This is a genomic window from Burkholderia sp. 10_S31, from assembly GCF_056930375.1.
This window is the reverse complement of sequence record NZ_JBXOWK010000003.1, coordinates 3,140,824-3,166,472: the sequence shown is the minus strand read 5'-3', so window position 1 is coordinate 3,166,472 and position 25,649 is coordinate 3,140,824. Positions and strand designations below refer to the sequence as shown.

The 25,649-nt window shown below is 69.1% G+C and carries 24 protein-coding genes and 1 pseudogene; 17 read left to right on the top strand and 8 right to left on the bottom strand.

Going from position 1 to position 25,649, the window contains the following annotated elements; all coding sequences use genetic code 11:
- Window positions 1-309: 309 nt before the first annotated feature.
- Both AC1Z3W_RS34930 and rfaE2 read left to right on the top strand, forming a co-directional pair.
- On the top strand, window positions 310-1,188 hold the full coding sequence (locus AC1Z3W_RS34930) for a ferritin family protein (protein WP_014895903.1): 879 nt from the start codon (window positions 310-312) through the stop codon (window positions 1,186-1,188).
- Window positions 1,189-1,334: 146 nt separating this feature from the next.
- Window positions 1,335-1,820, top strand: coding sequence for a D-glycero-beta-D-manno-heptose 1-phosphate adenylyltransferase (gene rfaE2 / locus AC1Z3W_RS34925; RefSeq protein WP_057928562.1), 486 nt, complete (start codon window positions 1,335-1,337; stop codon window positions 1,818-1,820).
- Between the two features lie 16 nt (window positions 1,821-1,836).
- Here rfaE2 and AC1Z3W_RS34920 read toward each other — a convergent pair whose 3' ends face one another.
- From AC1Z3W_RS34920 to AC1Z3W_RS34900, 5 genes are all read right to left on the bottom strand, one after another.
- Window positions 1,837-2,079 (bottom strand): hypothetical protein, encoded by a 243-nt coding sequence (locus AC1Z3W_RS34920; protein ID WP_057928561.1) that lies wholly within the window; start codon window positions 2,077-2,079, stop codon window positions 1,837-1,839.
- Window positions 2,080-2,305: 226 nt separating this feature from the next.
- The gene (locus AC1Z3W_RS34915; protein ID WP_057928560.1) at window positions 2,306-3,094 is read right to left on the bottom strand and encodes a type III pantothenate kinase; all 789 of its coding nucleotides are present in this window, start codon (window positions 3,092-3,094) and stop codon (window positions 2,306-2,308) included.
- Window positions 3,091-4,011 (bottom strand): biotin--[acetyl-CoA-carboxylase] ligase, encoded by a 921-nt coding sequence (locus AC1Z3W_RS34910; RefSeq protein ID WP_057928559.1) that lies wholly within the window; start codon window positions 4,009-4,011, stop codon window positions 3,091-3,093. Before AC1Z3W_RS34910 ends, AC1Z3W_RS34915 begins: the two co-directional genes overlap by 4 nt.
- A 226-nt stretch (window positions 4,012-4,237) precedes the next feature.
- A complete protein-coding gene (locus AC1Z3W_RS34905) occupies window positions 4,238-5,077 on the bottom strand; it encodes a tetratricopeptide repeat protein (protein ID WP_483509420.1) in 840 nt (279 codons plus the stop codon).
- A 14-nt stretch (window positions 5,078-5,091) separates the two neighbouring features.
- Window positions 5,092-7,158, bottom strand: coding sequence for a bifunctional 2',3'-cyclic-nucleotide 2'-phosphodiesterase/3'-nucleotidase (locus AC1Z3W_RS34900; protein WP_175826158.1), 2,067 nt, complete (start codon window positions 7,156-7,158; stop codon window positions 5,092-5,094).
- A gap of 309 nt (window positions 7,159-7,467) precedes the next feature.
- Between AC1Z3W_RS34900 and AC1Z3W_RS34895 the strand changes: the two genes are divergently transcribed.
- The 10 genes from AC1Z3W_RS34895 to AC1Z3W_RS34850 all read left to right on the top strand — a co-directional run bounded on the left by AC1Z3W_RS34895 (window position 7,468) and on the right by AC1Z3W_RS34850 (window position 16,804).
- Window positions 7,468-8,592 (top strand): MlaE family ABC transporter permease, encoded by a 1,125-nt coding sequence (locus AC1Z3W_RS34895; protein ID WP_057928556.1) that lies wholly within the window; start codon window positions 7,468-7,470, stop codon window positions 8,590-8,592.
- Window positions 8,589-9,518, top strand: a complete 930-nt coding sequence (locus AC1Z3W_RS34890) for an ABC transporter ATP-binding protein (RefSeq protein WP_057928555.1) — start codon at window positions 8,589-8,591, stop codon at window positions 9,516-9,518. Before AC1Z3W_RS34895 ends, AC1Z3W_RS34890 begins: the two co-directional genes overlap by 4 nt.
- 248 nt (window positions 9,519-9,766) lie before the next feature.
- Complete coding sequence (locus tag AC1Z3W_RS34885) at window positions 9,767-10,702, top strand: MlaD family protein (RefSeq protein ID WP_057928554.1); 936 nt, start codon at window positions 9,767-9,769, stop codon at window positions 10,700-10,702.
- A 90-nt stretch (window positions 10,703-10,792) separates the two neighbouring features.
- Window positions 10,793-11,419, top strand: coding sequence for an ABC-type transport auxiliary lipoprotein family protein (locus AC1Z3W_RS34880; RefSeq protein ID WP_124834275.1), 627 nt, complete (start codon window positions 10,793-10,795; stop codon window positions 11,417-11,419).
- 19 nt (window positions 11,420-11,438) lie between these two features.
- A complete protein-coding gene (locus AC1Z3W_RS34875) occupies window positions 11,439-12,590 on the top strand; it encodes a VanZ family protein (RefSeq protein WP_057928553.1) in 1,152 nt (383 codons plus the stop codon).
- 146 nt (window positions 12,591-12,736) lie between these two features.
- On the top strand, window positions 12,737-13,054 hold the full coding sequence (locus AC1Z3W_RS34870) for a (2Fe-2S) ferredoxin domain-containing protein (RefSeq protein WP_057928552.1): 318 nt from the start codon (window positions 12,737-12,739) through the stop codon (window positions 13,052-13,054).
- A 13-nt stretch (window positions 13,055-13,067) separates the two neighbouring features.
- Window positions 13,068-13,712, top strand: a complete 645-nt coding sequence (locus AC1Z3W_RS34865; protein WP_483509419.1) for an alpha/beta hydrolase — start codon at window positions 13,068-13,070, stop codon at window positions 13,710-13,712.
- 498 nt (window positions 13,713-14,210) lie between these two features.
- Entirely contained in the window at window positions 14,211-15,521 is a 1,311-nt protein-coding gene (locus tag AC1Z3W_RS34860; protein WP_057928550.1) for a D-alanyl-D-alanine carboxypeptidase family protein, read from the top strand.
- A gap of 48 nt (window positions 15,522-15,569) precedes the next feature.
- Window positions 15,570-16,496: a D-amino acid aminotransferase gene (locus AC1Z3W_RS34855; protein ID WP_057928549.1), complete on the top strand. Its 927-nt coding sequence runs from the start codon at window positions 15,570-15,572 to the stop codon at window positions 16,494-16,496.
- The gene (locus AC1Z3W_RS34850; RefSeq protein WP_057928637.1) at window positions 16,496-16,804 is read left to right on the top strand and encodes an HP0495 family protein; all 309 of its coding nucleotides are present in this window, start codon (window positions 16,496-16,498) and stop codon (window positions 16,802-16,804) included. Before AC1Z3W_RS34855 ends, AC1Z3W_RS34850 begins: the two co-directional genes overlap by 1 nt.
- Here the strand turns inward: AC1Z3W_RS34850 and AC1Z3W_RS34845 are convergent.
- Window positions 16,788-17,780 carry a transcriptional regulator GcvA gene (locus AC1Z3W_RS34845; RefSeq protein ID WP_057928548.1) on the bottom strand — a complete coding sequence of 331 codons (993 nt, stop codon included), beginning with the start codon at window positions 17,778-17,780 and terminating at the stop codon, window positions 16,788-16,790. The two genes, AC1Z3W_RS34850 and AC1Z3W_RS34845, sit on opposite strands and share 17 nt — an antisense overlap.
- 102 nt (window positions 17,781-17,882) lie before the next feature.
- Between AC1Z3W_RS34845 and AC1Z3W_RS34840 the strand changes: the two genes are divergently transcribed.
- The 4 genes and pseudogenes from AC1Z3W_RS34840 to AC1Z3W_RS34825 form a co-directional block, all read left to right on the top strand.
- A complete protein-coding gene (locus AC1Z3W_RS34840; RefSeq protein WP_105787201.1) occupies window positions 17,883-18,209 on the top strand; it encodes a DUF2917 domain-containing protein in 327 nt (108 codons plus the stop codon).
- Between the two features lie 84 nt (window positions 18,210-18,293).
- Window positions 18,294-19,049, top strand: coding sequence for a lipoyl(octanoyl) transferase LipB (gene lipB, locus AC1Z3W_RS34835; RefSeq protein ID WP_057928547.1), 756 nt, complete (start codon window positions 18,294-18,296; stop codon window positions 19,047-19,049).
- Window positions 19,042-20,034, top strand: a complete 993-nt coding sequence (gene lipA, locus AC1Z3W_RS34830) for a lipoyl synthase (protein ID WP_057928546.1) — start codon at window positions 19,042-19,044, stop codon at window positions 20,032-20,034. Before lipB ends, lipA begins: the two co-directional genes overlap by 8 nt.
- 153 nt (window positions 20,035-20,187) lie before the next feature.
- Window positions 20,188-20,295 (top strand): annotated as a pseudogene (locus AC1Z3W_RS34825) (ABC transporter permease subunit); the annotation flags it as partial.
- Window positions 20,296-20,338: 43 nt separating this feature from the next.
- Here the strand turns inward: AC1Z3W_RS34825 and ggt are convergent.
- Together ggt and AC1Z3W_RS34815 are read right to left on the bottom strand one after the other, a co-directional pair.
- Entirely contained in the window at window positions 20,339-22,222 is a 1,884-nt protein-coding gene (gene ggt, locus AC1Z3W_RS34820; protein WP_483509418.1) for a gamma-glutamyltransferase, read from the bottom strand.
- Between the two features lie 60 nt (window positions 22,223-22,282).
- Window positions 22,283-23,245: a LysR family transcriptional regulator gene (locus AC1Z3W_RS34815; protein ID WP_057926463.1), complete on the bottom strand. Its 963-nt coding sequence runs from the start codon at window positions 23,243-23,245 to the stop codon at window positions 22,283-22,285.
- A gap of 261 nt (window positions 23,246-23,506) precedes the next feature.
- On the opposite strand from AC1Z3W_RS34815, the gene AC1Z3W_RS34810 reads away from it, so the two are divergent.
- Entirely contained in the window at window positions 23,507-25,639 is a 2,133-nt protein-coding gene (locus AC1Z3W_RS34810) for a 3-hydroxyacyl-CoA dehydrogenase NAD-binding domain-containing protein (RefSeq protein WP_483509417.1), read from the top strand.
- The last annotated feature ends 10 nt before the right edge of the window (window positions 25,640-25,649 follow it).

Sequence of the window (25,649 nt, the reverse complement as noted above, 5' to 3'; positions counted from 1 at the left end):
CCCGCCGGTCCGGCTGCCGCACGGGACCCATCCGGGAACCGCGCGGCGCCGGGCGGGCTCGCCACCGAGCCGGCCTGCGCCGGCCCCCACATCAGGCACGCGCGGCCGGTTCCGTTCGAGCGGAGCGGGGCCGCGGCGTGCTTCAAGGCGGCGGCGCGGCCGCCCGGCTGCCGGACGAGGAATCTGCGTCCGGGGGCTGGATTCACGCGTAAAATTAAAGTCTTGGCTGCAAAAAGCGCGCTCGCGCGCCTACGCGGCAACAGTCACGTTTAGAGAAGTCGCATTGCGCAGAACAGGGGTGGGACCATCATGAACACCATGCTTTATCCGGAACTTTACAGGTCGCTCGAAGCTGTCCGCTGGGACATGGAGAAGGACATTCCGTGGGACAAGTTCGACGCTTCGCTGCTCACCGACGAGCAGGCGAAGACGATCAAGATGAACGCGATCACAGAATGGTCGGCGCTGCCCGCGACGGAAATGTTCCTGCGCGACAACCAGCACGACAGCGACTTTTCCGCGTTCATGAGCGTGTGGTTCTTCGAAGAGCAGAAGCATTCGCTCGTGCTGATGGAATACCTGCGCCGCTTCCGGCCGGAAATGGTGCCGACCGAGGAAGAGCTGCACGCGGTGCGCTTCCAGTTCGATCCCGCGCCGCCGCTCGAGACGCTGATGCTGCACTTCTGCGGCGAGATCCGCCTGAACCACTGGTATCGCTGCGCGGCCGACTGGCACACGGAGCCGGTCATCAAGCAGATCTACGAAACGATCTCGCGCGACGAAGCGCGTCATGGCGGCGCTTACCTGCGCTACATGAAGAAAGCGCTGAACAACTGCGGCGACGTCGCGCGTGCGGCGTTCGCGAAGATCGGCGTACTGATGGCGTCGGCGCGCCGCACCGAGAAGCCGCTGCACCCGACCAACCTGCACGTGAACCAGGCGCTGTTCCCGCGCGACACCGTGCAGTCGCGCCTGCCCGATCCGGAATGGCTCGAGCGCTGGCTCGACGAGCAGATCCGCTTTGACGGCGAGTGGGAAAAGAAGGTCGTCGAGCGGATCCTGCACAACCTGTCGATCCTGTTCGAACGCACGTTCGCGACCGCACAGGAGCTGAATCGCTATCGCAAGGAAGTCACCGGCCGCCTGCAGTCCGAAAGCGGACCGTCGTCGGCCGCGCAACCGGCCTGAGGCCGCGCGGCAGCGCAGCCGGCGTGACGCTCCGCCGGTTGCGATCGTCGCAGTGAACCTGCATGAAGCCCGCCCGGCGACCCGGCGGGCTTTTTATCTGGCGCCGCCGTGTTCCGTCGCGCCGCTCACGTCATCCGATCCCCATCATGTCCGCTACCTTCGAACGCAAGCTGATCACCCGCGACGCCCTGGTTGCCCTGCGCGCTTCGCTGCCTTCGCCCGTCGTGTTCACGAACGGCGTGTTTGACATCCTGCACCGTGGCCACGTCACGTATCTTGCCGATGCGAAGGCGCTCGGCGCGTGCCTGATCGTTGGCGTGAACAGCGACGCGTCGGTGCGCATGCTCGGCAAGGGCGACGACCGTCCGATCAACCGCGAGGACGACCGGATGGCGCTGCTCGCGGCGCTGGAGAGCGTCGACTGGGTCGTGAAGTTCGAGGAACAGACGCCGGTATCGCTGATCGAGGCCGTCCGTCCGGACATTCTCGTGAAGGGGGGCGACTACGACATGGACGTGCTGCCGGAATCGGCCATCGTGCGCGGCTGGGGCGGTCGTGCGCTCGCGATCCCGTTCGAGCACGACCGCTCGACCACCGCGCTGCTGAAGAAGGTGCGCGCGCAGCAGTCGTGATGCGCGTGCCGCGCCGTCAGGGCGCGGATGCCGCGAGCGGCTCGGCCGTGACGGCCGGCGCGGCGATCGGAGCGCCGATCACGGGCTGATCGGCCGCCTGCGCGAGCGGCATCGCATGTAGCGCATCGGGCCGCACCTGCCGCGACAGCACGCCCGGCTCGCGCGGGCCGGCCGCCGGCAGCGGCCCGAACACGCCGCGCACTGCCACGAACGCGAGCAGGTTCGCGAGAAAGAGAACAGCGATCAGCCAGCGCAGCATCGTCGACACTCCTCGTCGTGGTTCAGTCGTTCCGCCGTTCAGTCGGGCCGGCCGCATGGCGGACGTTGTCGTGGCAGCCGGCGACCGTTCGCGGACGGCCGGGCCGCGTGTGCGGCCGGCTGTCTGCGTGGGCACAAGCCGCGGCGCCCGTTTTCCATCCTTCCCGTGACGAAGCCCGCAGCCGGGCATCCGTCGACGCGGCCGGCGCGATGCCGGCCGGTTTCCGTCAATCCTGCGCCGCCGCGTCGGCGGCAATCAACGCCAGCCCGGACAGGATCAGTGCGTCGTGCCGCGTATGCGGCAGCGTCAGCGCGCGCGCGACGTCGTCCGCCGCCCCGCCCGCCAGCACGAGCCGCACGGGCGCCTGCCACGCATCGCCGAGATCGCGCCATGCGCGCTCGATCAGCCCCGCCTGCGCATACAGGCAGCCCGCCGACAGCGAGCGCGGCGTATCGACCTGGAACGGCTCGGCCTGAGCGAGCGCGAGCAGCCCGCTCGCGATGTCGGTGGTCAGCGTCGGCAGCTGCGCGGTGTGCGTGCCGAGTGCGCGCATCATCAGCGCCCAGCCCGGCGCGATCAGCCCGCCGGTGAAACGGCCGTCCGCGCGCAGCGCTTCGAGCGTCGTCGCCGTGCCGAATGTCGCGATCAGCAGATGCTCGCCCGGAAACGCCGCCCGTGCGCCGATCAGGCCGGCCCAGCGATCGCTGCCGAGCTGCTCGGGCGTCGTGTAGCCGTTCGTCACGCCGCATTGCGCGGGCCGCGAGCGGATCGTCGTGCGCGGCAGGCCCGGCCAACGGGCGTCGAGCAGCGCGTCGAGCCGTGCGGCCACGTCGACACCCGCGACGTTCGAGATCCATGCGCCATGAGGGCGCGGCAGGGCCGACCAGTCGGGATCGGCGCCGCCGTCGCGCGTATGGCCGAACGCGCCGGTCTCGACGAGCGTTCGCCGCACGTCGGCGAGCGCCCACTTGATCCGGCTGTTGCCAGCGTCGATCAGCAGATGCGGTTCGCTCATTGCGCTTCGCGCAGCGACACGTCGCCAGCCGCGATCGCCTGCATGCCATCGGGCGTATCGAGCAGCAGCTGGCCGGTCGCGTCGATGCCCGTCGCGATGCCGCGCACGCGTTCGACGCCCTGTTCGAGCAGTACGACTTCGCGTCCCGCGTACGCGTGCAGCGCATGCCAGCGCGGCAGGAACGGCGCGAGTCCGTCGGTGCCGAACCGCGCGAGTGCAGGGGTGAGCGCGTTCAGTGCGGCGGCGAGCGTATCGGTGAGGTTGGCGGATGCGCACGCGGCCGACAGTGCCGCGGGCGGCAGCCCGCTCGCGAGCGTCGCTTCGCGCGCGCGCAGCGCGTCGACTTGCGCGGCGACGGCTTCCGCGCCGCGCACGTTGATGCCGAAGCCGATCACGACGGCGGTCGCGTCGGCGGTGCTCCACACGGTTTCGATCAGGATCCCGGCAAGCTTGCCGACGATGTGCGGCGTGCCGTTGTCCGTGGCCGTCAGCAGCAGGTCGTTCGGCCATTTCAGCGCGACGCGCGTGCGGGCATCGAGCGGCAGCGCGGCGAGCCCTTCCGCGAGCGCGACGCCGATCGCGATGCTGAGGCCGCCGAGTGCGTCGACGGGGCGCGGCACGATGCAGCCGACCGAGCACAGCAGCGCGTTGCCGGGCTGCGCGAACCACGGGCGGCCTTGCCGGCCGCGGCCGGCCGTCTGCTCGAACGCGACGCGCACGAGCGGCGCGGGCAACGCGTTCGCGGTGCGCGGCAGCGCCTTCAGGCGGGCGGCAACGTCGGCGTTGGTCGAGCCGGTGGCGGCGACGATGTCGAGCGGCCACGCGCGCGGCGCGGCATCCAGGTGCGCCTCGAGCCGGTTGCGCGCGATGTGCGCGTCGCCGGAATCGGGCGTGTCGGAGGAGGTGGGGGCGTTCATGGCGCCTATTGTAGCGACAGGGGGCGCAGGTGCGTGTCGAGCGGCGCTTCGGCCGCCGCGCCTGGCGGCGCCGCGTCGCTCGTCGGCGCGGATCGGTCTGTCATCGCGTGCCGGGTGCGGCATCCCGCGAGCGGTCGCGGGATGCCATACGCGTCAGGCCGCCGCGGTTTGGCCGCCTGTGTCCCGCCGCCTGTCGCCTGTCGCGGCGTCACCCGCCACCGCACCGTTACGGCGCGACCACCGGATGCTTCAACGCATGCGCGGTCTCGATCCACTGCGTGTGGAAGGCGTCCGCATCAGGCTTGAGCCCCAGCTCGCCGTTGCGATACGCCATCGCGAGCGTCTGCACGGCTTCCGGCAGTTCGTGTTCCGCCGCACGCCGGTACAGCGCGAGCGCGCGTGCTTCGTTGCGCGGCACGCCGCTGCCGTCGCGGTACGCGTTCGCGAGCATGAAGTCCGCGCCCGGGATGTCGGCGTGCGATGCGAACTCGAACCAGTGCGCGGCCTGCACGGGGTCGGCTGCGGTGCCGTAGCCGCTGCGATAGATCAGCCCGAGGTAGTACGCCGCGGCCGGATCGCCCTGGCTGGCCGCTTCGCCGAGCAGCGCGCGGGCGCGAGCGTAGTCCTTCGGGATGTCGCCGCTGCCGAGCAGCAGGGCCTTGCCGAGCGCGAGCTGTGCGCGCCGCGCGGCCGGCCCGTCGGCCTTGCCGTCCACGGCGGTTTCCAGCCAGCCGCGCCCCTCGTCGCGCAGCCCCGGCTCGCGCGCATCGAGGAGCGCGATGCCGAGCGCCGCCTGCGCGTCGCCCGAGCCGCGGCGCGCGAGGGTGCGCAACTGCGCGAGCGCGTGCGGCTCGGCGGCCTGCGCGACCATCGCCTGCCACTCGTCGAGCTGCGCGGCGCTCGGCGCGGGGCCGGCGGCGCGCCAGCTGGTCGCCGCGACGACGGCCGCGACGGTCACGGCCGCGGCCGCGAGCAACGCGGCTGGCGGGAGTTTCGCGCGCAGCAGGCGCCGCGCGGCGGCGGTGACGCCGGCCTCGGCCGGCCGCATCGTCCGGATCGGTTGCATCGCGGGTCTCATGGTCATTGCGTGAGGTCGATCTCGTAGACGGCAAGGTTCTTGCCCGAGCCGTCGTCGGCCGCGACCTGCGTGAGGCCGTTCAGGCCGGCTGCCGCCGCGTCGCCGAGGCGATTCGGCGCTGACGTGAACTGCACGTGCGCGAACGAACTCGCGAGCTTGGTGAAGCGCCAGCTGCGCTGCGCGCCGTCCGCCGCGCGCGTGATCGCGCCGCGCTTCTTGATGAACGAGATCAGCACGTCGCGGTTCGCGTCGGGCGACGCGAAGATCGTCTTGCTGCCGTCGAGGCCCGGGAAGTTGCCGCCGCCGCTTGCGCGGTAGTTGTTGGTCGCGACGATGAACTGCGCGTTCGGGTCGATCGGCGCGCCCTTGTACGTCAGGTTCCTGATCCGGCTGCCGACCGGCTGCGTGACGTCGATCTCGTACGCGAGATCGGCGGACGTGAACATGTCGAAGTTGTAGCCTGGGAAGCTGCTGACGAGCGGCTGCACGGTCGCCTTGGTCGGGTCGATCGTGTTGAAGCGCTTTGCGGCCGTCTCGAGCCAGTTCTTCACGTCGCTGCCGCTCACCTTCACCGCGTACACGGTGTTCGGATACAGGTACAGGTCGGCCGCGTTGTTGATCGCGAGCGCGCCCGGCGCAACATCGGTGTAGTCGCTGCCGCCGCCGAAGCCGCTCTTGAACGGCGCGCTGACCGACAGCACCGGCAGCGACGCGTATTGCGGCAGGTTCGCCTGCACGTAGGTCCGCACGTAGTCGGCCTGCGCCTCGTTGACGATCTGGATCGCGCCCGGATCGCCGACGTCCGCGAAGTACGAGTTCATCCGGTAGTCGGTCGAGCCGATCGGCGTCTTCACGTAGTCGATGGTCGCCTGGTGCTCGGCGGCGATCGCGGCGGACACCGACGGGTCGGCGGCGACGTAGCGCTTGTCCGCGTTCTGGATCGGCCGCGCCTCGACGGTCGTCAGCGACTTGTCGACGTGCCATGCATTGCCGTCGAACTTCAGGCCGAGCTTGATCACGCCGAGATGCTTGCCCCAGTAGTTGGCCATCACGGTCGGCACGCCGTTGACGGTGCCCTTCGCCTTGTCGACGCCCGGCAGGTTGAACTGCGGCACGGTGCTGTTCGCGTCCGGGAACACCTGGTGCGAATGGCCGATCAGCATCGCGTCGATGCCTGGCACCCTGGACAGCCACCAGCTGCCGTTCTCCATCGTCGGCGAATACGCGGAATTGTCGAGGCCGCCGTGCGAGATCGCGACGACGAGATCGGCGCCCTTCGCGCGCATCTCCGGAATGTACTTCTCGGCCGCTTCCATCAGGCCGGTCGTGTAAACCTTGCCGTCGAGCCAGCGCTTGTCCCAGTTCATGATCGCGGGCGGCGTGAAGCCGATGATGCCGATCTTCACCGGCGTGCTGACCGTCTTGCCGTCGGGCGTGACCGCCGTCACCGTGCGCGTCAGGATCGTGTACGGCGTGAACAGCGGCGCGTTGGTCTTCGCGCTGATCACGTTCGCGAGCACCTGCGGGAAGTTCGGGCCCGCGCACTTCTTCTGCTGCGCGGGAGCCGGCAGCCCGTCGACGTCGAACGTGTTGCCGGTCACCTGCGACAGGTACGGCAGCCCGTAGTTGAACTCGTGGTTGCCGATCCCGCCGCCGTCGAACTTCGCGGCGTTCATCGCCTTGTAGATCGCGAGCGTCTGGTCGCAGCCGATCGGCTTCACGAGCGCCTGGTAGTCGGCCAGCGCGGTGCCCTGGATCGTGTCGCCGTTGTCGAGCAGCAGCGTGTTCGGGTACTGCGCGCGCGCCTGCGCGATCAGCGTCGACACGCGCTCGAAGCCGAGCGAGTTGTCGGCGGCGAGCTTGAAATAGTCGTACGACAGCACGTTGGTGTGCAGGTCGGTCGTTTCGAGCAGCGCGAGCGTGGCGGTCGTGCCGGCGGGCGCCTGGGCTTGCGTCTGCGACGGCGGAGCGGTGACGTCGTCGCCGCCGCAGCCGGCGAGAGCGAAGGCGAGGGCGGCAAGCGCGGCGGCGCCGGTCACGCGGCGGCGGGAAAGCGGGGGGAGACGCATCGATTGTCCTGTTCGGTGTTCTGTTCTATGAATCGAGAGGTGCGCAACGAGATGGCGGCGCGGGTGCCGACGGCCTGACGTGCGGCGCGTGAGAGTATCGAAAGGAAACGTGACGGAGGAATGAAAGGTCGCACGCGCGGCAAGCCGGTCCGGGCCACGCACCTGCAGGCTGGCGCCTCGGCCAGGCGCCCCCGCCAGCCGCCCTGGCTCGGCGCCCCCAGCTCGGCGCCCCCACGGAAATCCTCACGTCGCCGCGCCGGGCGGTTCGCTACAATGGCCGCTGTCATCCTTTTGCAAACAACCCCGCCCTTGGACTTCGAGACTCCTCCCGGCCTGTCGGTCGACGCCGGCGGCCAGGGTCAGACGGTGCGTCTGTACGGCCAATGGACCGCGCTCGCGCTCGCGCGCAATCGTGGCGCGGTCGCGCGCCGCGTCGCGGGCATCGCGTCCGGGCGCGTGAGCGAATGGGATCTGTCCGGCATCGAACGGCTCGACCACGTCGGCGGCCAGGCGCTGTGGCGCGTGTGGGGCCGCAAGCTGCCGGCCGGCGTCGCACTGAGCGCCACGCAGCGCACGATCTTCGAGCGGATCGAACGCCTCGACAGCCAGCGCGAGGCGCCCGAGCGCGTCGTGCGGTTCGATCCCGTGACGCGCCTCGGCCAGGCGATCTTCTCGTTCGGCGAACACCTGCAGGGCGGCATCGCGATGTTCGGCCTCGTGATCCTTGATGCGCTGTCGGTGCTGCGCCGTCCGCAGACGATGCCGTGGAAGGAAACCTCGGCGAACATCTATAGCGCCGGCGCGCAGGCGCTGCCGATCACCGCGCTGGTCGCGTTCCTGATCGGCATCGTGCTCAGTTACCTGTCCGCGCAGCAGCTGCAGATGTTCGGTGCGAACCGCTACATCGTGAACATCCTCGGGCTGTCGGTGATCCGCGAGCTCGGGCCCGTGCTGTCGGCGATCCTCGTCGCGGGCCGCTCGGGCTCGGCGATCACCGCGCAGATCGGCGTGATGCGCGTGACCGAGGAGCTCGACGCGATGCGCGTGATGGGCATCCCGCACGGGCTGCGGCTGATCCTGCCGCGCGTGCTCGCGCTCGGCGTCGCGATGCCGCTGCTCGTGATGTGGACCAACATCATCGCACTGACGGGCGGCGCGCTCGCCGCGAAGCTCGTGCTCGGGATCGACGTCAACTATTTCGTGCGCTCGCTGCCGGGCGTCGTGCCGATCGCGAACCTGTACATCGGCATCGGCAAGGGCGTCGTGTTCGGCATGCTGATCGCGCTGGTCGCATGTCATTTCGGTTTCCGGATCAAGGCGAACTCGCAGAGCCTCGGCGAAGGCACGACGACGTCGGTCGTCTCGTCGATCACGGTGGTGATCCTCGCCGATGCGGTGTTTGCGATCCTGTTCCAGAACGTGGGGCTCGGGTGAACGCGTCAAACGAATCGGCGGCCGGTGCCGCCAGCGCACATGCCGCGGCAGTCGGCGCGGGCTCGGTCGGCATGCCGCCGGCTGCCGCACCGCACGGCGACGACCTCGTGATCGAGGTGCGCAACCTGACGAAGCGCTACGGGCGCAACATCGTTCACCAGAAGCTCGATTTCGACGTGCGGCGCGGCGAGATCGTGTCGATCGTTGGCGGCTCCGGCTCGGGCAAGACGACGCTCGTGCGGCAGATCCTCGGCCTCGAGCGGCCGACCTCGGGCACGATCAAGGTGTTCGGCGAAGATACCTCGAAGATCGACGACGCGAGCGCGCGGATGATGCGCACGCGCTCCGGGATGCTGTTCCAGCAGGGCGCGCTGTTCTCGTCGATGACGGTGTTCGACAACGTCGCGCAGCCGTTGCGCGAGCTCGGCCGCGTGCCGCCCGATCTGCTGCACGACATCGTGATGCTGAAGCTCGAGATGGTCGGGCTGCCGTGCAAGCATGCGTCGAAGATGCCGGCCGCGCTGTCGGGCGGGATGGTGAAGCGGGTCGGCATCGCGCGCGCGATCGCGCTCGAGCCCGAGTTGCTGTTCCTCGACGAGCCGACTGCCGGCCTCGACCCGCAGGCGTCCGACGAATTCGTCGAGCTGATCGCGACGCTGCACCGCACGCTCGGGCTGACGGTCGTGATGGTGACGCACGACCTCGACACGATGGTCGCGCTGTCGACGCGCGTCGCGGTGCTGGCCGACCGAAAGGTGCTGGTCGCGGCACCGGTCGAGGAGGCCGCGAACGTCGACCATCCGTTCATCCACGAATATTTCCTGGGGCTGCGCGGGCGCCGCGCACTGCAGGCGCTGCCGCCCGAGCGGCGCGCGAAGCTGCCGAAGGCGGCCCTCGAACCGGCGCTTTCCAGCGTCGAGCTCTAGGGTCTGTTACATATGGAACGCACATGCGATTTCGGGCATTCCCGTGACATGAATTTTTTAATTTGGGGTTGCCACGAGAACGGCCGCTCGCCGCGTGGCGCTCCTTGCGAATACGTCAGTATTCGCGGCGTCCCACGGGGACTTCCGTTGGTCGTCGCGCGCCTCGCGAGCGGCCGTTCTCGTGGCAACGCATGTGCGTTCCATATGTAACAGACCCTAGGGCAAGGCAAGAAGCAAGGAACCCGCGAATGGAAAACAAATCACATGCGTTCTGGGCCGGCCTGTTCACGATCGCGCTGACGCTGGCGATCGCGGGCACCGTGTTCTGGTTCAACGTCGACCGTACCGTGCGCGTGCCGTACGACCTTCTCGCGCGTACCAACGTGACGGGCCTGTTCCCCGATGCGGCCGTGCGCTTTCGCGGCCTCGACGTCGGCAAGGTGCAGTCGATCGGCTTCGACCGCACGCATCCGGGCCAGATCCGGATCCGGATTCTCGTCGACCACGACGCGCCGATCACGCAGTCGACCTACGGCAGCCTCGGCTTCCAGGGCGTGACGGGTATCGCGTTCGTGCAGCTCGAGGACACGGGCCGCGACCTGGCGCCGCTGCCGTCGTCGCCGAAGGCGATCGCGCAGATCCCGATGCGACCGAGCCTGTTCGACCAGATCCAGGAGCGCGGCGACGTGCTGCTGCGCCAGCTCGAGCTGGCGGCGAAAAGCGCGAACGCGCTGATGTCGCCGGAGATGCGCGAGCAGTTGCGCGCGACGGCCGAAAGCCTGCAGCACGCGGCGGACGGGGCGGCGACGCTGTCGAAGCAGCTCGCGCCGGCGGTGGCCGCGCTGCCGGAGACGATGCACCAGGTCGATCGCGCGATGGCGTCGGCGAACACGCTGCTGCAGCCGAACGGGCCGCTCGTGTCGAACCTGGACAAGGCCGGCTCGGCCGCCGAGCAGGTCGGCGTCGCGCTGAACGACCTGAACGCGCGGGTCCAGTACGACACGCTGCCGCGTTTCAACGCGCTGGCCGGCAGCGTCGGCGATGCGTCGCGGCAATTGAAGGACGTCGCCGGTGAACTCGGCCGCAACCCGAGCAGTCTGTTGTTCGGTTCGCCCGGCTCCGCGCCCGGCCCCGGCGAAGCCGGCTTCGTCTGGCCGGGGGGCGGTGCGGCGGCCGGGAAATGAAGCGCAGCGCCAGCGCATCGATCGTCCGGCCCGGAACGAGACCGGGCAATGACGCCATCGCAACCGAAAAACATCATGCAGGAACATGCCATGCCACGAATCCTTGATCGCGCGCTGCGTCCGGCCGCGACCGCGCTCGCGATGCTGACGCTCGTGCTCGCCGCCGGCTGCGCCGGCAACAGCGCTGCACTGTCGAACGTCCGCTACGATCTCGGGCCCGCCGCGTCGGTCGTGACGGCCGGCACGGGCCCCGCGTTGAAGGTGCTCGACATCGCGGTGCCCGACGCGCTCGACACGGACAAGTTCGTCTACCGCCTCGCGTATGCGGATGTGCAGCGCATGGCCGTCTATCGCGACAGCCGCTGGAGCGCGCCGCCCGCGCAACTGCTCACGCAGCGGCTGCGCGGCGCGCTGTCGTCGCGCGGCGCGGTGCTCGAAGGCTCCGACGGCGTGCGCGCACCGACGCTGAAGGTCGACCTGAACGAATTCGAGCAGGTGTTCGACGGGCAGTCGCAGAGCTACGGCGCGGTCACCGCGCGCGCGACGCTGATGCAGGACGGCAAGGTGCTCGGTCAGCGCACGTTCGTCGCGCGCGCGCCGTCGAGCACGCCCGATGCGGCCGGCGGCGCGCGTGCGCTCGCGGCCGCGAGCGACGAGCTCGTGTCGCAGATCGCCGCGTGGGTCGGCGGCGTGCAAGCGTACGCGGGCAACCCGTGACGCGCAGCGCGCAGCCGCGATGAACGCGCCGGGCACGCCGCGCGCGTCGGCGCTCGCGCGGCAGGCGTTCGCCGCGTACGCGGCGCTCATCGTCTATGCATCGCTGTATCCGTTCGATGGCTGGGTGTCGCTCGGCATCGGGCCGTTCGACTTCCTGTTCGCGCCGATGCAGCGCTATGTGACCGCGTTCGACGTGGTCACCAACGTGCTCGGCTACTTGCCGTTCGGCACACTCGGCGTGCTCGCGCTGCACCCGCGCTGGCGCGGCGTGGCCGCGACGCTGGTCATGGGCGGCCTCGGCGTGCTGCTGTCGGGATCGATGGAGGCGCTGCAGACCTATCTGCCGATGCGCGTCGCGTCGAATCTCGACCTCGCGGCCAACGCGCTCGGCGCGCTGCTCGGCGCGGCGCTCGCTGCACCGGCCACCGGCGCACTGCTCGACCGCGGCGCGCTGCGCCGGCTGCGCTTCGCGTGGTTCGAGACCGACGGCGCAACGCCGCTGCTGCTCGCCGGACTGTGGCCGTTCGCGATCCTGTTTCCGTCGCCGTTCCTGTTCGGCATCGGCGACTGGCCGGCCGCGCTGTGGGAGCGCGCCGACGGCTCGATGCAGGACGCGTTGCTCGCGTGGCTGCCGGCCGTGTGGCGCGTGAGCGAGTGGCCCGAGCGTGTCGACGGCTGGCTGTCCGATTCCGCGTGGGAAGCCGCGCTCGGCGGGCTGATGCTGTTCGCCGCGCTGGCGATCGCGTCGCTCGCGATGCGCGAGCGCGCGCCGCGCGTGCGACTCCTGATCGCATTCGTCGCGGCGACGCTCGCGCTGAAGGCGGCCGCGACCTTCATGCAGTCGAGCACCGGCCTCGTCGTCGTGTGGGCGACACCCGGCGCGCGGCTCGGCATCGAGCTCGGCTTCGCGGCGGCACTGCTCGCATTGCGCGTGCCGGCCACGTGGCGCGCGCTGCTCGCGGCGGTCGCGCTGCTGGCCGGCGTGGCGCTCGTCAACCTGCTGCCCGTCAACCCGTTCTTCGACTTCACGCTGTCAGGCTGGCGGCAGGGCCGCTACGTGCACTTCAACAGCATCGCGCGCTGGCTCGCGTGGATCTGGCCCTACGCGGCGCTGATCTGGCTCGGCCAGCGGGTCGAGCATGCGTGGCTGCCGGCCGCGCTGCGGCGCTGACGCGGCACGCGGGGCAGGGTGGCCGGCCGTCGATCGCGGGCAGCCGCGCGCGCCGGTCGTTATAATCGTCCGCACATCCGTTGCCGCACGCAACGGCGATCGCCCCTCTTTCCGCTCGGCACCGCGCCGGGCCGCTCGTCACCATCATGGATTCCTACTACCAGCACCACGTCTTCTTCTGCCTGAACCAGCGCGACCCGGGCGCCGAGCGTCCGAGCTGCGCGCAATGCGATGCGCAGGCCATGCAGGAATACGCGAAAAAGCGCGTGAAGGAACTCGGCCTCGCTGGGCCCGGCAAGGTCCGCATCAACAAGGCCGGCTGCCTCGACCGCTGCGAGGAAGGGCCCGTGATGGTCGTGTATCCGGAAGGCACGTGGTACACCTACGTCGACCAGGCCGACATCGACGAGATCGTCGAATCGCACCTGCGCGACGGCAAGGTCGTCGACCGCCTGAAGATCTGAGCGGGCAGGCCGAATGAACGTTCATACGCAGAAGTCGCTGATCGCCGGCCCGGTCGGGCAGATCGAAGTCGCGGTCGACCTGCCGGATACCGTGCGCGAAGGCAGCGCCGCGCCGCGCGGGATCGCGCTTGTCGCCCACCCGCATCCGCTGTTCGGCGGCACCATGGACAACAAGGTCGCGCAAACGCTCGCGCGCACGCTCGTCCAGCTCAACTACGTGGTGTACCGGTCCAACTTCCGCGGCGTCGGTGCGACCGAGGGCGTGCACGACAACGGCATCGGCGAGGCCGACGACCTGCTCGCGGTGCTCGCGCACATGCGCGCGCAGCCCGCGTATGAGGACCTGCCGCTCGTGCTCGCGGGCTTCTCGTTCGGCACCTTCGTGCTGTCGCATGTCGCGAAGCGGCTGCGCGACGCGGGCGGGACGATCGAGCGGATGGTGTTCGTCGGCACGGCGGCGAGCCGCTGGCAGGTGGCCGACGTACCCGAAAACACGCTCGTGATCCACGGCGAAACCGACGACACGGTGCCGATCGGCTCGGTCTACGACTGGGCGCGGCCGCAGGAACTGCCGGTCGTCGTGATCCCCGGCGCCGAGCATTTCTTCCATCGCAAGCTGCACGTGCTGAAGCGCATCATCGTCGACGCGTGGCGTTGAGGCGTTGAGGCGTTGAGGCGTCGAGCGCGGCGCGCATCGTCGCTGCCGCGCCACCGCGATGTCGCCGCTCGCGCGGCATCGCGCCGCACCGTGCCGAACACGGTCGCACCTGCTCGCCGCCGCGCGGCGCAACCCGACTTGCACTGCGCCTGCGCGCGCCTTTCGCGCGGCTTCGAGTGCGATTCTCCGCAGCGAAGCCGCGCTATTCTCTCGAAGCCGGTGTGCGGCCACCCGGGCACGGTTCGCGAAAACGCCGTTCGCGGCCACGTATAATGGCCGCATTTCGCGTCGCCCGCGGCCCGGCTGGGCCCATGCGGCGCTCGTTTCGCCGCCTGTCCGCCCGCTCGCGACGGCCGCGAACCGAGCGCGTCCGCACGAGTCCAACCGGCGCGTTTCGCGCCGTCCGACGCAGTCGGACGAATGCCGGAGCGCCCGCCGCCTTGCCGTTCAACCCTGCGCGTTTCGCGCCGCACTTTCTGCCACCAGCCTGAATCGATCATGCGTCTGTCTCCCCAAGGCCTCAAGTCCCTCGCTTCTTCCATCGCCTTCGGCACCGCCGCGCGCAACGTCGCGCTGGGCGTGATGCTGCCCGTCGCGCTCGCGTCGACGATCGTCGTCGCCGAGGCGAAGCCGGCCGCCAAGGCCAAGGCCGCGCATGCGGCGCCGGCCGCCGAGCAGTTCACCGGCGCGCCCGCGACGTTCATGCCGGGCGCCGTCCCGCCGCCGGGCGTGAACGCGCGCTCGTGGGTGCTCGTCGACGCGACGAGCAACACGGTGCTCGCATCGGGCAATGCGGACGAACGCGTCGAGCCCGCGTCGCTGACGAAGCTGATGACGGCCTACCTGGTGTTCGAGGCGCTCGACAAGAAGAAGATCTCGATGGAGCAGATCGTCACGCCGAGCGCCGCCGTGCGCCGCGTCGGCACCGACGAGTCGCGCATGTTCATCGAGGCGGACAAGCCGGTGTCGGTGCACGACCTCGTGTACGGGATGATCATCCAGTCGGGCAACGATGCCGCGATCGCGCTGGCCGAACTGGTCGGCGGCAGCGAAGGGCAGTTCGTCACGCTGATGAACGACGAGGCGCAGCGCCTCGGCATGAAGGGCACGCACTTCGCCGACGTGAACGGCATGCCGGACCCGAACCACTACACGACGGCCGGCGACCTCGCGAAGCTGTCCGCGCACCTGATCCGAGATTTTCCGCAGTACTACAGCATCTTCTCGGAGAAGGAATTCAAGTACAACAACATCCGCCAGGGCAACCGCAACCGGCTGCTGTGGCTGGATCCGACGGTCGACGGCCTGAAGACGGGCCATACGCAGGCGGCCGGCTACTGCCTGATCGCATCGGCCAAGCGCGCGATCCCGGGTGTCGACGGCCAGCGCCGTCTCGTGTCGGTGATGATGGGCGAGCAGAAGGAAGGCGAGCGCACGCAGGACAGCATGAAGATGCTGAACTACGGCTATAGCGCGTTCGACGCGGTGCGCCTGTTCAAGGGCGGCCAGGCGATGTCGACGCCGCGTATCTACAAGGGCAAGGAGAACACCGTGCAGGTCGGCGTGAAGGGCGACCAGTGGGTGACCGTGCCGCGCGGCCTGGGCGACAAGGTCAAGACGGAAGTCGACGTCAACGCGCCGCTGATCGCGCCGCTCGCGGATGGCCAGCAGGTCGGCACCGTGAAGATCGTCGCCGACGGCAAGACGCTGTCGGAGTTCCCGGTCGTCGCGCTGCAGGCCGTGCCGGAAGCGGGTATCTTCGGACGTATCTGGGACTCGATCCTGCTGATGTTCAGCAAGAAGAAGTAAGCGCGACGGGCCTTTGTTTTTACGACTTCATCCCCATCTGATATAGCCATGAGCCAAGCCGAATTCGAACCGATCGTCTACCTCAGCGTGTCATCGCAGGAGGAGCTGGTGCCGCTGTCGCAAGCCCGTGTCCCGGTGCTCGACCGCGGGTTCATCTTCGGCGATGGCGTGTATGAAGTCGTCCCCGTTTATGCGCACGACGGCGCGCACGTGCCGTTCCGGATCGAACAGCATCTGGACCGGCTCGCGCGCAGCCTGAAGAAGATCGGCATCGACAACCCGCACGACGCGGCCGGCTGGCGCGCGCTGATCGAGCGCGTGGTCGCCGCGAACGCGGAAGGCCTCGCTGACGCCAACGCGCTCGTCTATCTGCAGGTGACGCGCGGCGTCGCGAAGCGCGGCCACGCGTTCCCGGCGAATGCGGTGCCGACGGTGTTCGCGATGACGAGCCCGCTGCGCCTGCCGTCGGCCGAGGAGCGCGCGCAGGGCGTGCGTTGCGTGACGGCCGAGGATCGCCGCTGGTTGCATTGCGATATCAAGTCGATTTCGCTACTGGGCAACGTGCTGATGGCGCAGCATGCGGCCGAACGCGATGCGTTCGAGACGATCCAGCTGCGCGACGACAACGTGACCGAAGGCTCGTCGTCGAACGTGTGGATCGTGAAGAACGGCGAGCTGATGGCGCCGCCGCGCAGCAACAAGATCCTCGAAGGGATCCGCTACGCGCTGGTCGAGGAGCTGGCCGACGAATGCGGAATTCGGTTCATCGCGCGCGAGATCAGCGAGGTCGAGCTGCGTTCGGCGGACGAGATCATGATCACGTCCGCCACGAAGGAAATCCTGCCCGTCACGTCGCTCGACGATCTGCCCGTGCAGGGCGGCAAGCCGGGCCCCGTGTTCGCGGCGTTGTACGACGCGTACCAGCGTGCGAAAGCGCGCGAGTTTGAACAGTTTGACCTAACCCGGAGAAAATGATGAGCGAACCGACCAAAACCATCGAGGTGACCGGCGCGATCGATACCCGGAAGGAGTCGCTGCTGGAGTTTCCGTGCGATTTCCCGATCAAGATCATGGGCAAGGCGCACCCGGAATTCAAGGACACGATCTTCAAGGTCGTGGCCGTCCACGACAACGAGATCGACGTCGAGAAGATCGAGGAGCGTGCATCGAGCGGCGGTAACTACACCGGCCTCACGATTACCGTGCGCGCGACGAGCCAGCAACAGCTCGACGACATCTACCGCGCGCTGACCGGCCATCCGATGGTCAAGGTCGTACTCTGAGCGCCGCCGCCTTCCATCCTCCTTCCTGCGCGCACTCGGCGGGGGTTTTCCCCGCCGCGCGCCGCGCGTCCAGCTCGTCGCACAGCAACTGGTACTCGGCGACTTCCTGAAGCAGCCAGGTCCTGAACGCCTGCACGCGCGGCGTGTTCAGGAGCGGCGGCGGACACACGAAAAAATAGTGCCACGGGCTCTGCCCGTCGATGTCGAACAGGCGCACGAGGCGCCCGTCCAGCAGGTCGTGCACCGCGAGCGAGCGGCGCACCAGCGCGATGCCCTGGCCGTCGATCGCGGCCAGCAGCAGGTTCGACGAATCCTGGTACAGAATCCCCCGTTTCGGCTCGGTCAGCGTATCGAGCCCGGCCGCGTCGAACCACGGCCGCCACAGCTCGTCGTCCGAGCGCAGCAGGTTGTAGTGCACGAGATCGGCGGGCGTCTGCGGCAGCTTGCCGCCGTTCAGCGTCGGCGAGCATGCCGGAAAGAACACCTCTTCGAACAATGGCTCGACATGCAGCCCCGGATAGCTGCCGGAGCCGAAGCGGATCGCGAGATCGACGTCGTCGCGCGCGAAATCGGTGAGCGCGTTGGTCGACTGCAGCTCGACGTCGATTTCCGGATGCCGTTCGATGAACGTGCCGATGCGCGGCGTGATGAAACGCGCGGCGAACGACGACAGCATCGACACCACCAGCCGCCGTCCGCGGTCGCTGGCGCGCACCTCGCGCGTCGCATCGGCGATCACCATCAGCGCGGTGCGGACCTGCTGCGCGTAGCGCATGCCGGCGTCGGTCAGGCACAGCCGCTTGCCGTTGCGCGTGAACAGCTGCACGCCGAGCTCCTCCTCGAGCGCGCGAACCTGGTGGCTGACCGCGCCGTGCGTGACGTACAGCTCGTCGGCGGCGCGGGAGAAATTCTCGTGACGGGCGGCGGCTTCGAACGCGCGAATCGCGTTCAGCGCAGGCAGCTGGCGGAGGTCCATTTGCTAATTTTCCTCACATCGACGTGAAAATTGGTCGTTTGGTCGGGTGCCTTGAAGTGACTACGATTGTAGCCATCGAAGCATTTATTGGCGGAGTCGATCATGCAAGAAATTTCTTCAAGCATCACGTTCGAAATCCCCGCGGGCGAGACCGTGCCGATGAAGGTGCAACGCAGCACGCGTCTGACGGTGCAATGCGGGCCGGTCTGGGCGACGCGCAGCAACGACGTCGAGGACTACTTCCTGGTCGACGGCGAGACGCTCCGGCTGCGCCGCGGCGAGCGGTTGTGGCTCAGCGCGGAAAGCGGGCAGGGCGCGCACGTCGCGTTCTCGGTGTCGCGGCCGGCCGGGGAAGTCGCACGCGGCGTGCTCGCGCGGCTGCGCAACCGCGTGAATGCGCTGCTCCACGACGGCTGGCGCACCGTTTGACGGGCCTTTCCTCCGACGGATACCTGTGATCCGTCCCCTTTCCAAGGCCGGCGAGACCCATGGGTTTTCGGTAAACTACCGCCCATGTCCGTCTCGCCGGTTGCCATCGTGTCCACGCCTGTCGCTGTTTCCGAATCGCCCGCCGGGTCTCCGGTTCAGCCTGTCGCGCCGGTCACCGTGCGCTGGCGGGGCAGCGAGGCCTACGAGACGAGCTTCGACGCGATGCGCGCGTTCACCGACACGCGCACGGCCGACACCGGCGACGAAATCTGGGTCGTCGAGCATCCGCCCGTCTACACGCTCGGCCAGGCCGGCGACCCGGCTCACCTGCTGGTGGCCGACAGCGGCGTGCCGCTCGTGAAGGTCGACCGCGGCGGACAAATTACCTACCACGGCCCCGGCCAGATCGTCGTCTACCTGCTGCTGGACCTGCGCCGGCGCAAGCTGATGGTGCGCACGCTCGTGACGAAGATCGAGGAGGCCGTGATCGAAACCCTCGCGGCGTATAATCTCGCTTCGGTCCGCAAGGCGGGTGCGCCGGGAATCTATGTGGCATCCGGCGTGCACGAAGGCGCGAAGATCGCTGCCCTCGGCCTGAAGATCCGCAACGGCTGCAGCTATCACGGGCTGAGCCTGAACGTGAAGATGGATCTGCGCCCGTTTCTTGCGATCAACCCGTGCGGCTATGCCGGACTGGAAACCGTCGACATGGCGAGCCTCGAGGTTGCCGCCGACTGGAACGACGTCGCCCACACGCTGGTGGGTCGTCTGATTGCCAACCTCGATGGCGAATCCGCGGCCGCCGACAAGCCGCAGGCACTGGAACATTCGAATGACTGACGTTACCGCTTCCCCCGCACCGGCCGATTCGGCCGCAACCCCTGCCTACGATCCGACCGCCAAGCAGAAGGCGCAGGCGAAGACGGCGCGCATCCCGATCAAGGTCATTCCGATCGAGAAGCTGAAGAAGCCGGAGTGGATCCGCGTGAAGGCGGCCACCGGCAGCTCGCGCTTCAACGAGATCAAGACGATCCTGCGCGAGCACAATCTGCACACCGTGTGCGAGGAAGCGAGCTGCCCGAACATCGGCGAATGCTTCGGCAAGGGCACCGCGACGTTCATGATCATGGGCGACAAGTGCACGCGCCGCTGCCCGTTCTGCGACGTCGGCCACGGCCGTCCCGATCCGCTCGACGCGGACGAACCGAAGAACCTCGCGCGCACGATCGCCGCGCTCAAGCTCAAGTACGTGGTGATCACGAGCGTGGACCGCGACGACCTGCGCGACGGCGGTGCGGCCCACTTCGTCGAGTGCATTCGCGAAGTGCGCGAGCAGTCGCCGGAAACGCGCATCGAGATCCTGACGCCGGACTTCCGCGGCCGTCTCGATCGCGCGATCTCGATCCTGAACGCGGCACCGCCGGACGTGATGAACCACAACCTCGAAACGGTGCCGCGCCTGTACAAGGAAGCGCGCCCGGGTTCGGACTACGCGCACTCGCTGAAGCTCTTGAAGGACTTCAAGGCGCAGCATCCGGACGTCGCGACGAAGTCGGGCCTGATGGTCGGCCTCGGCGAGACCGAAGAGGAGATCCTGCAGGTGATGCGCGACCTGCGCGCGCACGACGTCGACATGCTGACGATCGGCCAATACCTGCAGCCGTCGGAGCACCACCTGCCGGTGCGTGCGTACGTGCATCCGGATACGTTCAAGATGTACGAGGAAGAGGCGTACAAGATGGGCTTCACGCACGCGGCGGTCGGCGCGATGGTGCGGTCGAGCTATCACGCCGATCTGCAGGCGCATGGGGCCGGGGTGGTCTGAGCGCCGCATTCGCCTCTGAGCAGCAGTCACGCAGTCGAAGAACAGCCCGCAGCGATGCGGGCTTTTTCGTTGGCGCGGCTGCTGCGCACGCTGGCGCGCGGCAATCGTCACCCGACCGGATGCGCGATCCATTCCAACGCGAAAAGCAAAGCTGAAATCGTCGTGATGGGCATCCTGATCATCGGCGCGATCGCGTGGCTGTTCGATCTCGCGATGCGCGGGGTCGAGCGGCGAGTGGTGCCGTGGAAGGGGCGCGGGTGAGGCGAAGCAGGCGGCGCATGCGCGCCGCCGCTGCCGGCCAGGCTCAATCGCCCATCGCGATTCCTTCCCGCCGCGGATCCGCCCCGCCGAACCACACCGTCTGCCCCTGCACGTTCAGCCGCTGGATCCCCTGCAGTCCCGAGTTCATCTCGACGACCCGCACGTCGTGCCCGCGTCCCTTCAGCCCGTCGACGAGCGCATCCGACACGCGGCCGCGCTCGAGTTGCGTCGGCCCGTTCATCGACCCGAAGTTCGGCAGCGCGATCGCCTGCTGCATCGTCATCCCCCAGTCGAGCACGCCGACCAGCGCCTTCGCGACGTGGTTGATGATCGCGGGGCCGCCTGCCGAGCCGACGATCATCGTCACCTGCTTCGTCTTCTGGTCGAACACGAGCTCCGGCGACATCGCCGAGCGCGGCCGCTTGCCCGGCTGCACGCGGTTCGCGACGGGGTGGCCGTTCTCGCTCGACACGAACGAGAAATCGGTGAGCTGGTTGTTCAGCATGAAGCCGCGCACCATCAGCCGCGAACCGAACGCGTCCTCGACGCTGGTCGTCATCGACAGCGCCTGCCCGTAGCGATCGACGATCGCGATGTCGGACGTCGACGGCAATTCGGGGCTGCGGTCGTCGGCCAGCGCGAGCGTCGCGCCCTGCGGCGTGCCGGCCTGCGCGACGCCCATGCTGCTGTCGCCGATCAGGTGCGCGCGCTGCGCGAGATAGGTCTTGTCGGTGAGGCTCGCCCAGCTGCCGCCCGGCAGCGGCGCGAAATCGGGATCGGCGACGTAGCGCGCGCGGTCCGCATACGCGAGGCGCCCGGCTTCGCTGAACAGGTGCGCGGCGAACGGCGTCGGCTCGTAGCCGACCTCGTTGCGCACCGGCTTCTGCGCGCCGATCTGCTGCCAGTCCGGCATCGCTTCGAGGATCCCGAGCATCTGCGCGATCGCGAGGCCGCCCGACGACGGCGGCGGCATTCCGCACACCACCGAGCGCCGGTAGTCGGCACACAGCGGCGCACGCACCTTCGCCTTGTAGTGCGCGAGATCCTGCAGCGACAGCAGGCCCGGATTGGTCGGGTGCTTGCGCACCTTCGCGACGATGTCGCGCGCGATCGCGCCGGTGTAGAACGCGTTCGCGCCGCGCTCGGCGACCTGGCGCAGTACGGTCGCGAGCGCGGGATTCTTCAGCACGGTGCCGGCCGCCTTCGGCGTGCCGTCCGCGTTGTAGAAGTACGCGCGCGCAGCCGGGTCGTTCTTCAGGTACTTGTCGTTCGCGATCAGCGTCGCGAGCCGCGGGCTGATCGTAAAGCCGTGCTCGGCGAGCCGGATCGCCGGCTGGAACAACCGCCGCCACGGCAGCTTGCCGTGCGCGCGGTGCGCGGCGTCGAGCATGCGCAGCACGCCCGGCGTGCCGACCGAGCGCCCGCCGACGACACCTTCGTAGAAGCTCATCGGCTGGCCGGTCGGGCCGTAGAACAGGCGATCGGTCGCGGCGGCCGGCGCGGTCTCGCGGCCGTCGTACGCCTGCGTTGCACGGCCGTCGAAGTACAGCATGAACGCACCGCCGCCGAGTCCCGACGATTGCGGCTCGACGAGCGCGAGCACCATCTGTGTCGCGATCGCCGCGTCGATCGCGGTGCCGCCGGCCTTCAGCATGTCGTAGCCGGCCTGCGTCGCGAGCGGGTTCGCGGCCGCGATCATGAAATGCTGCGAGGTCCAGCCCGGCTTGTCGGTCCAGCCGGACGACTGTTCGGGCGCGTGAACGCCGGGCAGCGGCACCGCGGCGCCCGATGCGGCGGCGACCGGGACGACGGCGCCCGAGGGCGCGGACGGGGACGTGCAGCCGGCGCTGAAGGTGACGAGTGCGACGAGCGCGAGCACGGCGACAGGCGTCCAGGGACGCGAATGCGGACGAATCCGGTCGAACATTGAACCCTCGGCAGCTGTGAAATCGAAGGGGGCGGCGGCGCTTGCGCGGCACGCGGCGCGCTATTGTCGCCGCGCGGCCGGCGGATTGTCATCAGACAAGAAACCCTGACGCAGCCCGCCGAGCCCGCCCCGGCCGGTCTTTCCGGCCTGTTCGAGGATGAACTCTATGAACGTCGAAGTCGCGCGCGTGTGGTGCCGGTTCGGCATGTAGAGCATGTACATGTGCGTGCCGAAGATGCTGAGCCGGTACGCGTCGAGGGACGTGACGACCGTGCCGCACCGGATGTCGTCCTGCATCACGTAGTCGGGCACGATGCCGACGCCGATCCCGCCGAGGATCGCCTGGCGCAGGAACAGGAAGTTCTCCGAAATCAGCGTGGGCTCGAGCAGCACCTCGTGGCGCTCGTCGCCGAGATACGCGGCGATTCTGAGCTGCCGCCCCATCACCGTCGCGGTGACGACCGGCGCGGCGGCCAGCGCGCCGAGGCTCGCCGGCATCCCGTGCGCGGCCGCGAACGCAGCCGACGCGCACGCGACGTAGCGCACCGCGCCCATGTCGCGTGCGACGAGGTTCTGCGGCGGCTCCGGCATCACGCGCACCGCGATGTCGATCTCGTCGCGCATCAGGTCTTCCACGCGATTCTCGAACACCACGTCGAGCACGATGCCCGGATGCAGCCGCTTGAACGCGAGCAGCCAGTCGGACATCACCATCTGCCCGTAGCCGCTCGGCACCGACAGCCGCACGCGGCCCTGCAGGTCCTGGCCGAGCGTCGTCACCGATTCCTGCGCGGCGAGCAGCTCGTTGCGGATGCGCCGGCCGTGCTCGTACAGCTTCAGCCCGATCTCGGTCGGCTCGATGCGGCGCGTCGTGCGGCGCACGAGCTGCTGGCCGATCGAGCGTTCGAGCTGGTTCAGCCGGTAGCTGACGTTCGCGCGGCTCATCTTGAGCCGCTGCGCGGCCTTGCTCAGATTGCCCGCGTCGAGGATCTCGACGAGCAGCGTCAGCGCGTTCAGGTCCATGCCTGGTGTCTCCTGATCCGTCCCGCTTAACAGCGCGAAGCGGTTCGAAAGCGTTCAATGTCAAGTCAGACTTGACAGCTTGTAAAGGCGTGCGGGAATTGTCAATGAATCTCGATCAATCGAGAATCGAGTCATGCCCGGCGTACCGCCGGATCTTGTCCCGCTCCGTGCGGGACCGGGGCGGACGCCCCGGCGCCGCCCGCGCTGCCGCGACGCACGCACCCGGTGCCGGCGCGCCCGCCGCCGCGTCAAGGAGACACGATGAACTCACCTGCTTCCCCCGATCACCCGGCCGGCACTGTCACGCGCGAACGGCGCGACAAGGTGCTCGTGGTCACGATCGACCGTCCGCCCGTCAACGCGCTGTCCGCCGACGTGCGGCGCGGCCTGGCCGACGCGATCGACGCCGCGCAAGCCGACGACGCGATCCGCGCGGTGCTGATCGTCGGCGCGGGCCGCAACTTCATCGCGGGCGCCGACATCCGCGAATTCGGCAAGCCGATCGTGCCGCCGTCGCTGCCCGACGTGTGCGAGCGCATCGAATCGGGCGCGAAACCGGTCGTGGTCGCGCTGCACGGCGCGACGCTCGGCGGCGGCCTCGAAGTCGCGCTCGCCGCGCATTACCGGCTCGCTGTGCCCGGCGCCAAGCTCGGGCTGCCCGAAGTCACGCTCGGCCTGCTGCCCGGTGCGGGCGGCACGCAGCGCGCGCCGCGCCTGATCGGTGCGAAGGCCGCGCTCGACCTGATGCTGACGGGCCGTCATGCAAGCGCCGACGAAGCGCTCGCGCTCGGCCTCGTCGACCGCGTTGCGCACAGCGACGACACGCTCGCCGAAGGCCTCGCGTACGCGCAGGAACTCGTGTCGCTCGGCGCACCGGTGCGCCGCACGCGCGATGCGAAGGGGCTGGCCGACCGCGCGGCCGCGCAGGCCGCGATCGATGCGGCGCGTGCGGAGCTGCCGAAGAAATCGCGTGGCCTGTTCTCGCCCGCGAAGATCGTCGACGCGGTCGAGGCCGCGCTCACGCAGTCGTTCGACGCGGGGATGAAGCTCGAGCGCAGCCTGTTCCTGCAATGTATCGACAGCCCGCAGCGCGCGGGCCTCGTGCACGCGTTCTTCGCGGAACGCGAGGCCGCGAAGGCCCCCGAGGCGCGCCGCGCGAGCGCGCGTCCGGTCGAACGGATCGGCGTGGTCGGCGGCGGCACGATGGGTGCGGGCATCGCGGTCGCGGCGCTCGATGCCGGGCTGCCGGTGACGATGATCGAACGCGACGAAGCGTCGCTCGCGCGCGGCCGTGCGCACGTCGAGAAGGTGTACGACGGTCTCGTCGCGAAGGGGCGGATGACGCCGGCCGCGCACGCGGCGCGCCTTGCGCGCTTCAAGGGCAGCACGTCGTACGACGCGCTCGCGCAGGCCGACGTCGTGATCGAGGCCGTGTTCGAGGACATGGCCGTGAAGAAAGCCGTGTTCGCCGAACTCGCGCGCGCGTGCAAGCCGGGCGCGGTGCTCGCGACCAACACGTCGTATCTCGACATCGACGAGCTGGCTGCCAGCATCGACCGGCCGGCCGACGTGATCGGCCTGCATTTCTTCTCGCCGGCCAACGTGATGAAGCTGCTCGAGATCGTCGTGCCGGCGCGCGTGAGTGCGGAGGTCGTCGCGACTGTGTTCGCGCTCGCGAAGCAGCTGAAGAAGACGCCGGTGCGCGCGGGCGTGTGCGACGGCTTCATCGGCAACCGGATCCTCGCGGTCTACCGCACTGCGGCCGACTACCTGATGGAAGACGGCGCGTCGCCGTACCAGATCGATCGCGTGGTGCGCGAATTCGGCTTCCCGATGGGGCCGTTCCAGGTCGTCGACCTCGCGGGCGGCGACATCGGCTGGGCGACCCGCAAGCGCCGCGCGGCGACGCGCGACCCGCATGCGCGCTACGTGGAGATTTCCGACCGGCTGTGCGAGCGCGGCTGGTTCGGGCAGAAGACGGCGCGTGGCTACTACCTGTATCCGGACGGCGCGCGCGCCGGCACGCCGGACCCGGAAGTCGAGGCGATCGTCGCCGACGAGCGCGCGAAGAAGGGCATCACGCCGCGCACGTTCACCGACGACGAGATCCTGCGCCGCTACCTCGCCGCGATGATCAACGAAGGCGCGAACGTCGTGCACGAGAAGATCGCGCTGCGCCCGCTCGATGTCGACGCGGTGTTCCTGTACGGCTACGGCTTCCCGCGCTATCGCGGCGGCCCGATGCACTACGCGGACACGGTCGGCCTCGCGAACGTGCTGGCCGACATCCGCGCGTTCGCGAAGGAGGATCCGCTGTTCTGGAAGCCTTCGCCGCTGATCGTCGACCTCGTCGAGCGCGGCGCGGATTTCGCGAGCCTGAACCACATCGACTGAACGTCAACCG

What these genes read in the sequence shown, in the direction of transcription:
- AC1Z3W_RS34930 (WP_014895903.1), top strand. Translation starts at nt 310, where the DNA reads ATGAACACCATGCTTTATCCGGAACTTTACAGGTCGCTCGAAGCTGTC.
- rfaE2 (WP_057928562.1), top strand. Translation starts at nt 1,335, where the DNA reads ATGTCCGCTACCTTCGAACGCAAGCTGATCACCCGCGACGCCCTGGTT.
- AC1Z3W_RS34920 (WP_057928561.1), bottom strand. Translation starts at nt 2,079, where the DNA reads ATGCTGCGCTGGCTGATCGCTGTTCTCTTTCTCGCGAACCTGCTCGCG.
- AC1Z3W_RS34915 (WP_057928560.1), bottom strand. Translation starts at nt 3,094, where the DNA reads ATGAGCGAACCGCATCTGCTGATCGACGCTGGCAACAGCCGGATCAAG.
- AC1Z3W_RS34910 (WP_057928559.1), bottom strand. Translation starts at nt 4,011, where the DNA reads ATGAACGCCCCCACCTCCTCCGACACGCCCGATTCCGGCGACGCGCAC.
- AC1Z3W_RS34905 (WP_483509420.1), bottom strand. Translation starts at nt 5,077, where the DNA reads ATGCAACCGATCCGGACGATGCGGCCGGCCGAGGCCGGCGTCACCGCC.
- AC1Z3W_RS34900 (WP_175826158.1), bottom strand. Translation starts at nt 7,158, where the DNA reads ATGCGTCTCCCCCCGCTTTCCCGCCGCCGCGTGACCGGCGCCGCCGCG.
- AC1Z3W_RS34885 (WP_057928554.1), top strand. Translation starts at nt 9,767, where the DNA reads ATGGAAAACAAATCACATGCGTTCTGGGCCGGCCTGTTCACGATCGCG.
- AC1Z3W_RS34880 (WP_124834275.1), top strand. Translation starts at nt 10,793, where the DNA reads ATGCCACGAATCCTTGATCGCGCGCTGCGTCCGGCCGCGACCGCGCTC.
- AC1Z3W_RS34875 (WP_057928553.1), top strand. Translation starts at nt 11,439, where the DNA reads ATGAACGCGCCGGGCACGCCGCGCGCGTCGGCGCTCGCGCGGCAGGCG.
- AC1Z3W_RS34870 (WP_057928552.1), top strand. Translation starts at nt 12,737, where the DNA reads ATGGATTCCTACTACCAGCACCACGTCTTCTTCTGCCTGAACCAGCGC.
- AC1Z3W_RS34865 (WP_483509419.1), top strand. Translation starts at nt 13,068, where the DNA reads ATGAACGTTCATACGCAGAAGTCGCTGATCGCCGGCCCGGTCGGGCAG.
- AC1Z3W_RS34860 (WP_057928550.1), top strand. Translation starts at nt 14,211, where the DNA reads ATGCGTCTGTCTCCCCAAGGCCTCAAGTCCCTCGCTTCTTCCATCGCC.
- AC1Z3W_RS34855 (WP_057928549.1), top strand. Translation starts at nt 15,570, where the DNA reads ATGAGCCAAGCCGAATTCGAACCGATCGTCTACCTCAGCGTGTCATCG.
- AC1Z3W_RS34850 (WP_057928637.1), top strand. Translation starts at nt 16,496, where the DNA reads ATGAGCGAACCGACCAAAACCATCGAGGTGACCGGCGCGATCGATACC.
- AC1Z3W_RS34845 (WP_057928548.1), bottom strand. Translation starts at nt 17,780, where the DNA reads ATGGACCTCCGCCAGCTGCCTGCGCTGAACGCGATTCGCGCGTTCGAA.
- AC1Z3W_RS34840 (WP_105787201.1), top strand. Translation starts at nt 17,883, where the DNA reads ATGCAAGAAATTTCTTCAAGCATCACGTTCGAAATCCCCGCGGGCGAG.
- lipB (WP_057928547.1), top strand. Translation starts at nt 18,294, where the DNA reads ATGTCCGTCTCGCCGGTTGCCATCGTGTCCACGCCTGTCGCTGTTTCC.
- lipA (WP_057928546.1), top strand. Translation starts at nt 19,042, where the DNA reads ATGACTGACGTTACCGCTTCCCCCGCACCGGCCGATTCGGCCGCAACC.
- ggt (WP_483509418.1), bottom strand. Translation starts at nt 22,222, where the DNA reads ATGTTCGACCGGATTCGTCCGCATTCGCGTCCCTGGACGCCTGTCGCC.
- AC1Z3W_RS34815 (WP_057926463.1), bottom strand. Translation starts at nt 23,245, where the DNA reads ATGGACCTGAACGCGCTGACGCTGCTCGTCGAGATCCTCGACGCGGGC.
- AC1Z3W_RS34810 (WP_483509417.1), top strand. Translation starts at nt 23,507, where the DNA reads ATGAACTCACCTGCTTCCCCCGATCACCCGGCCGGCACTGTCACGCGC.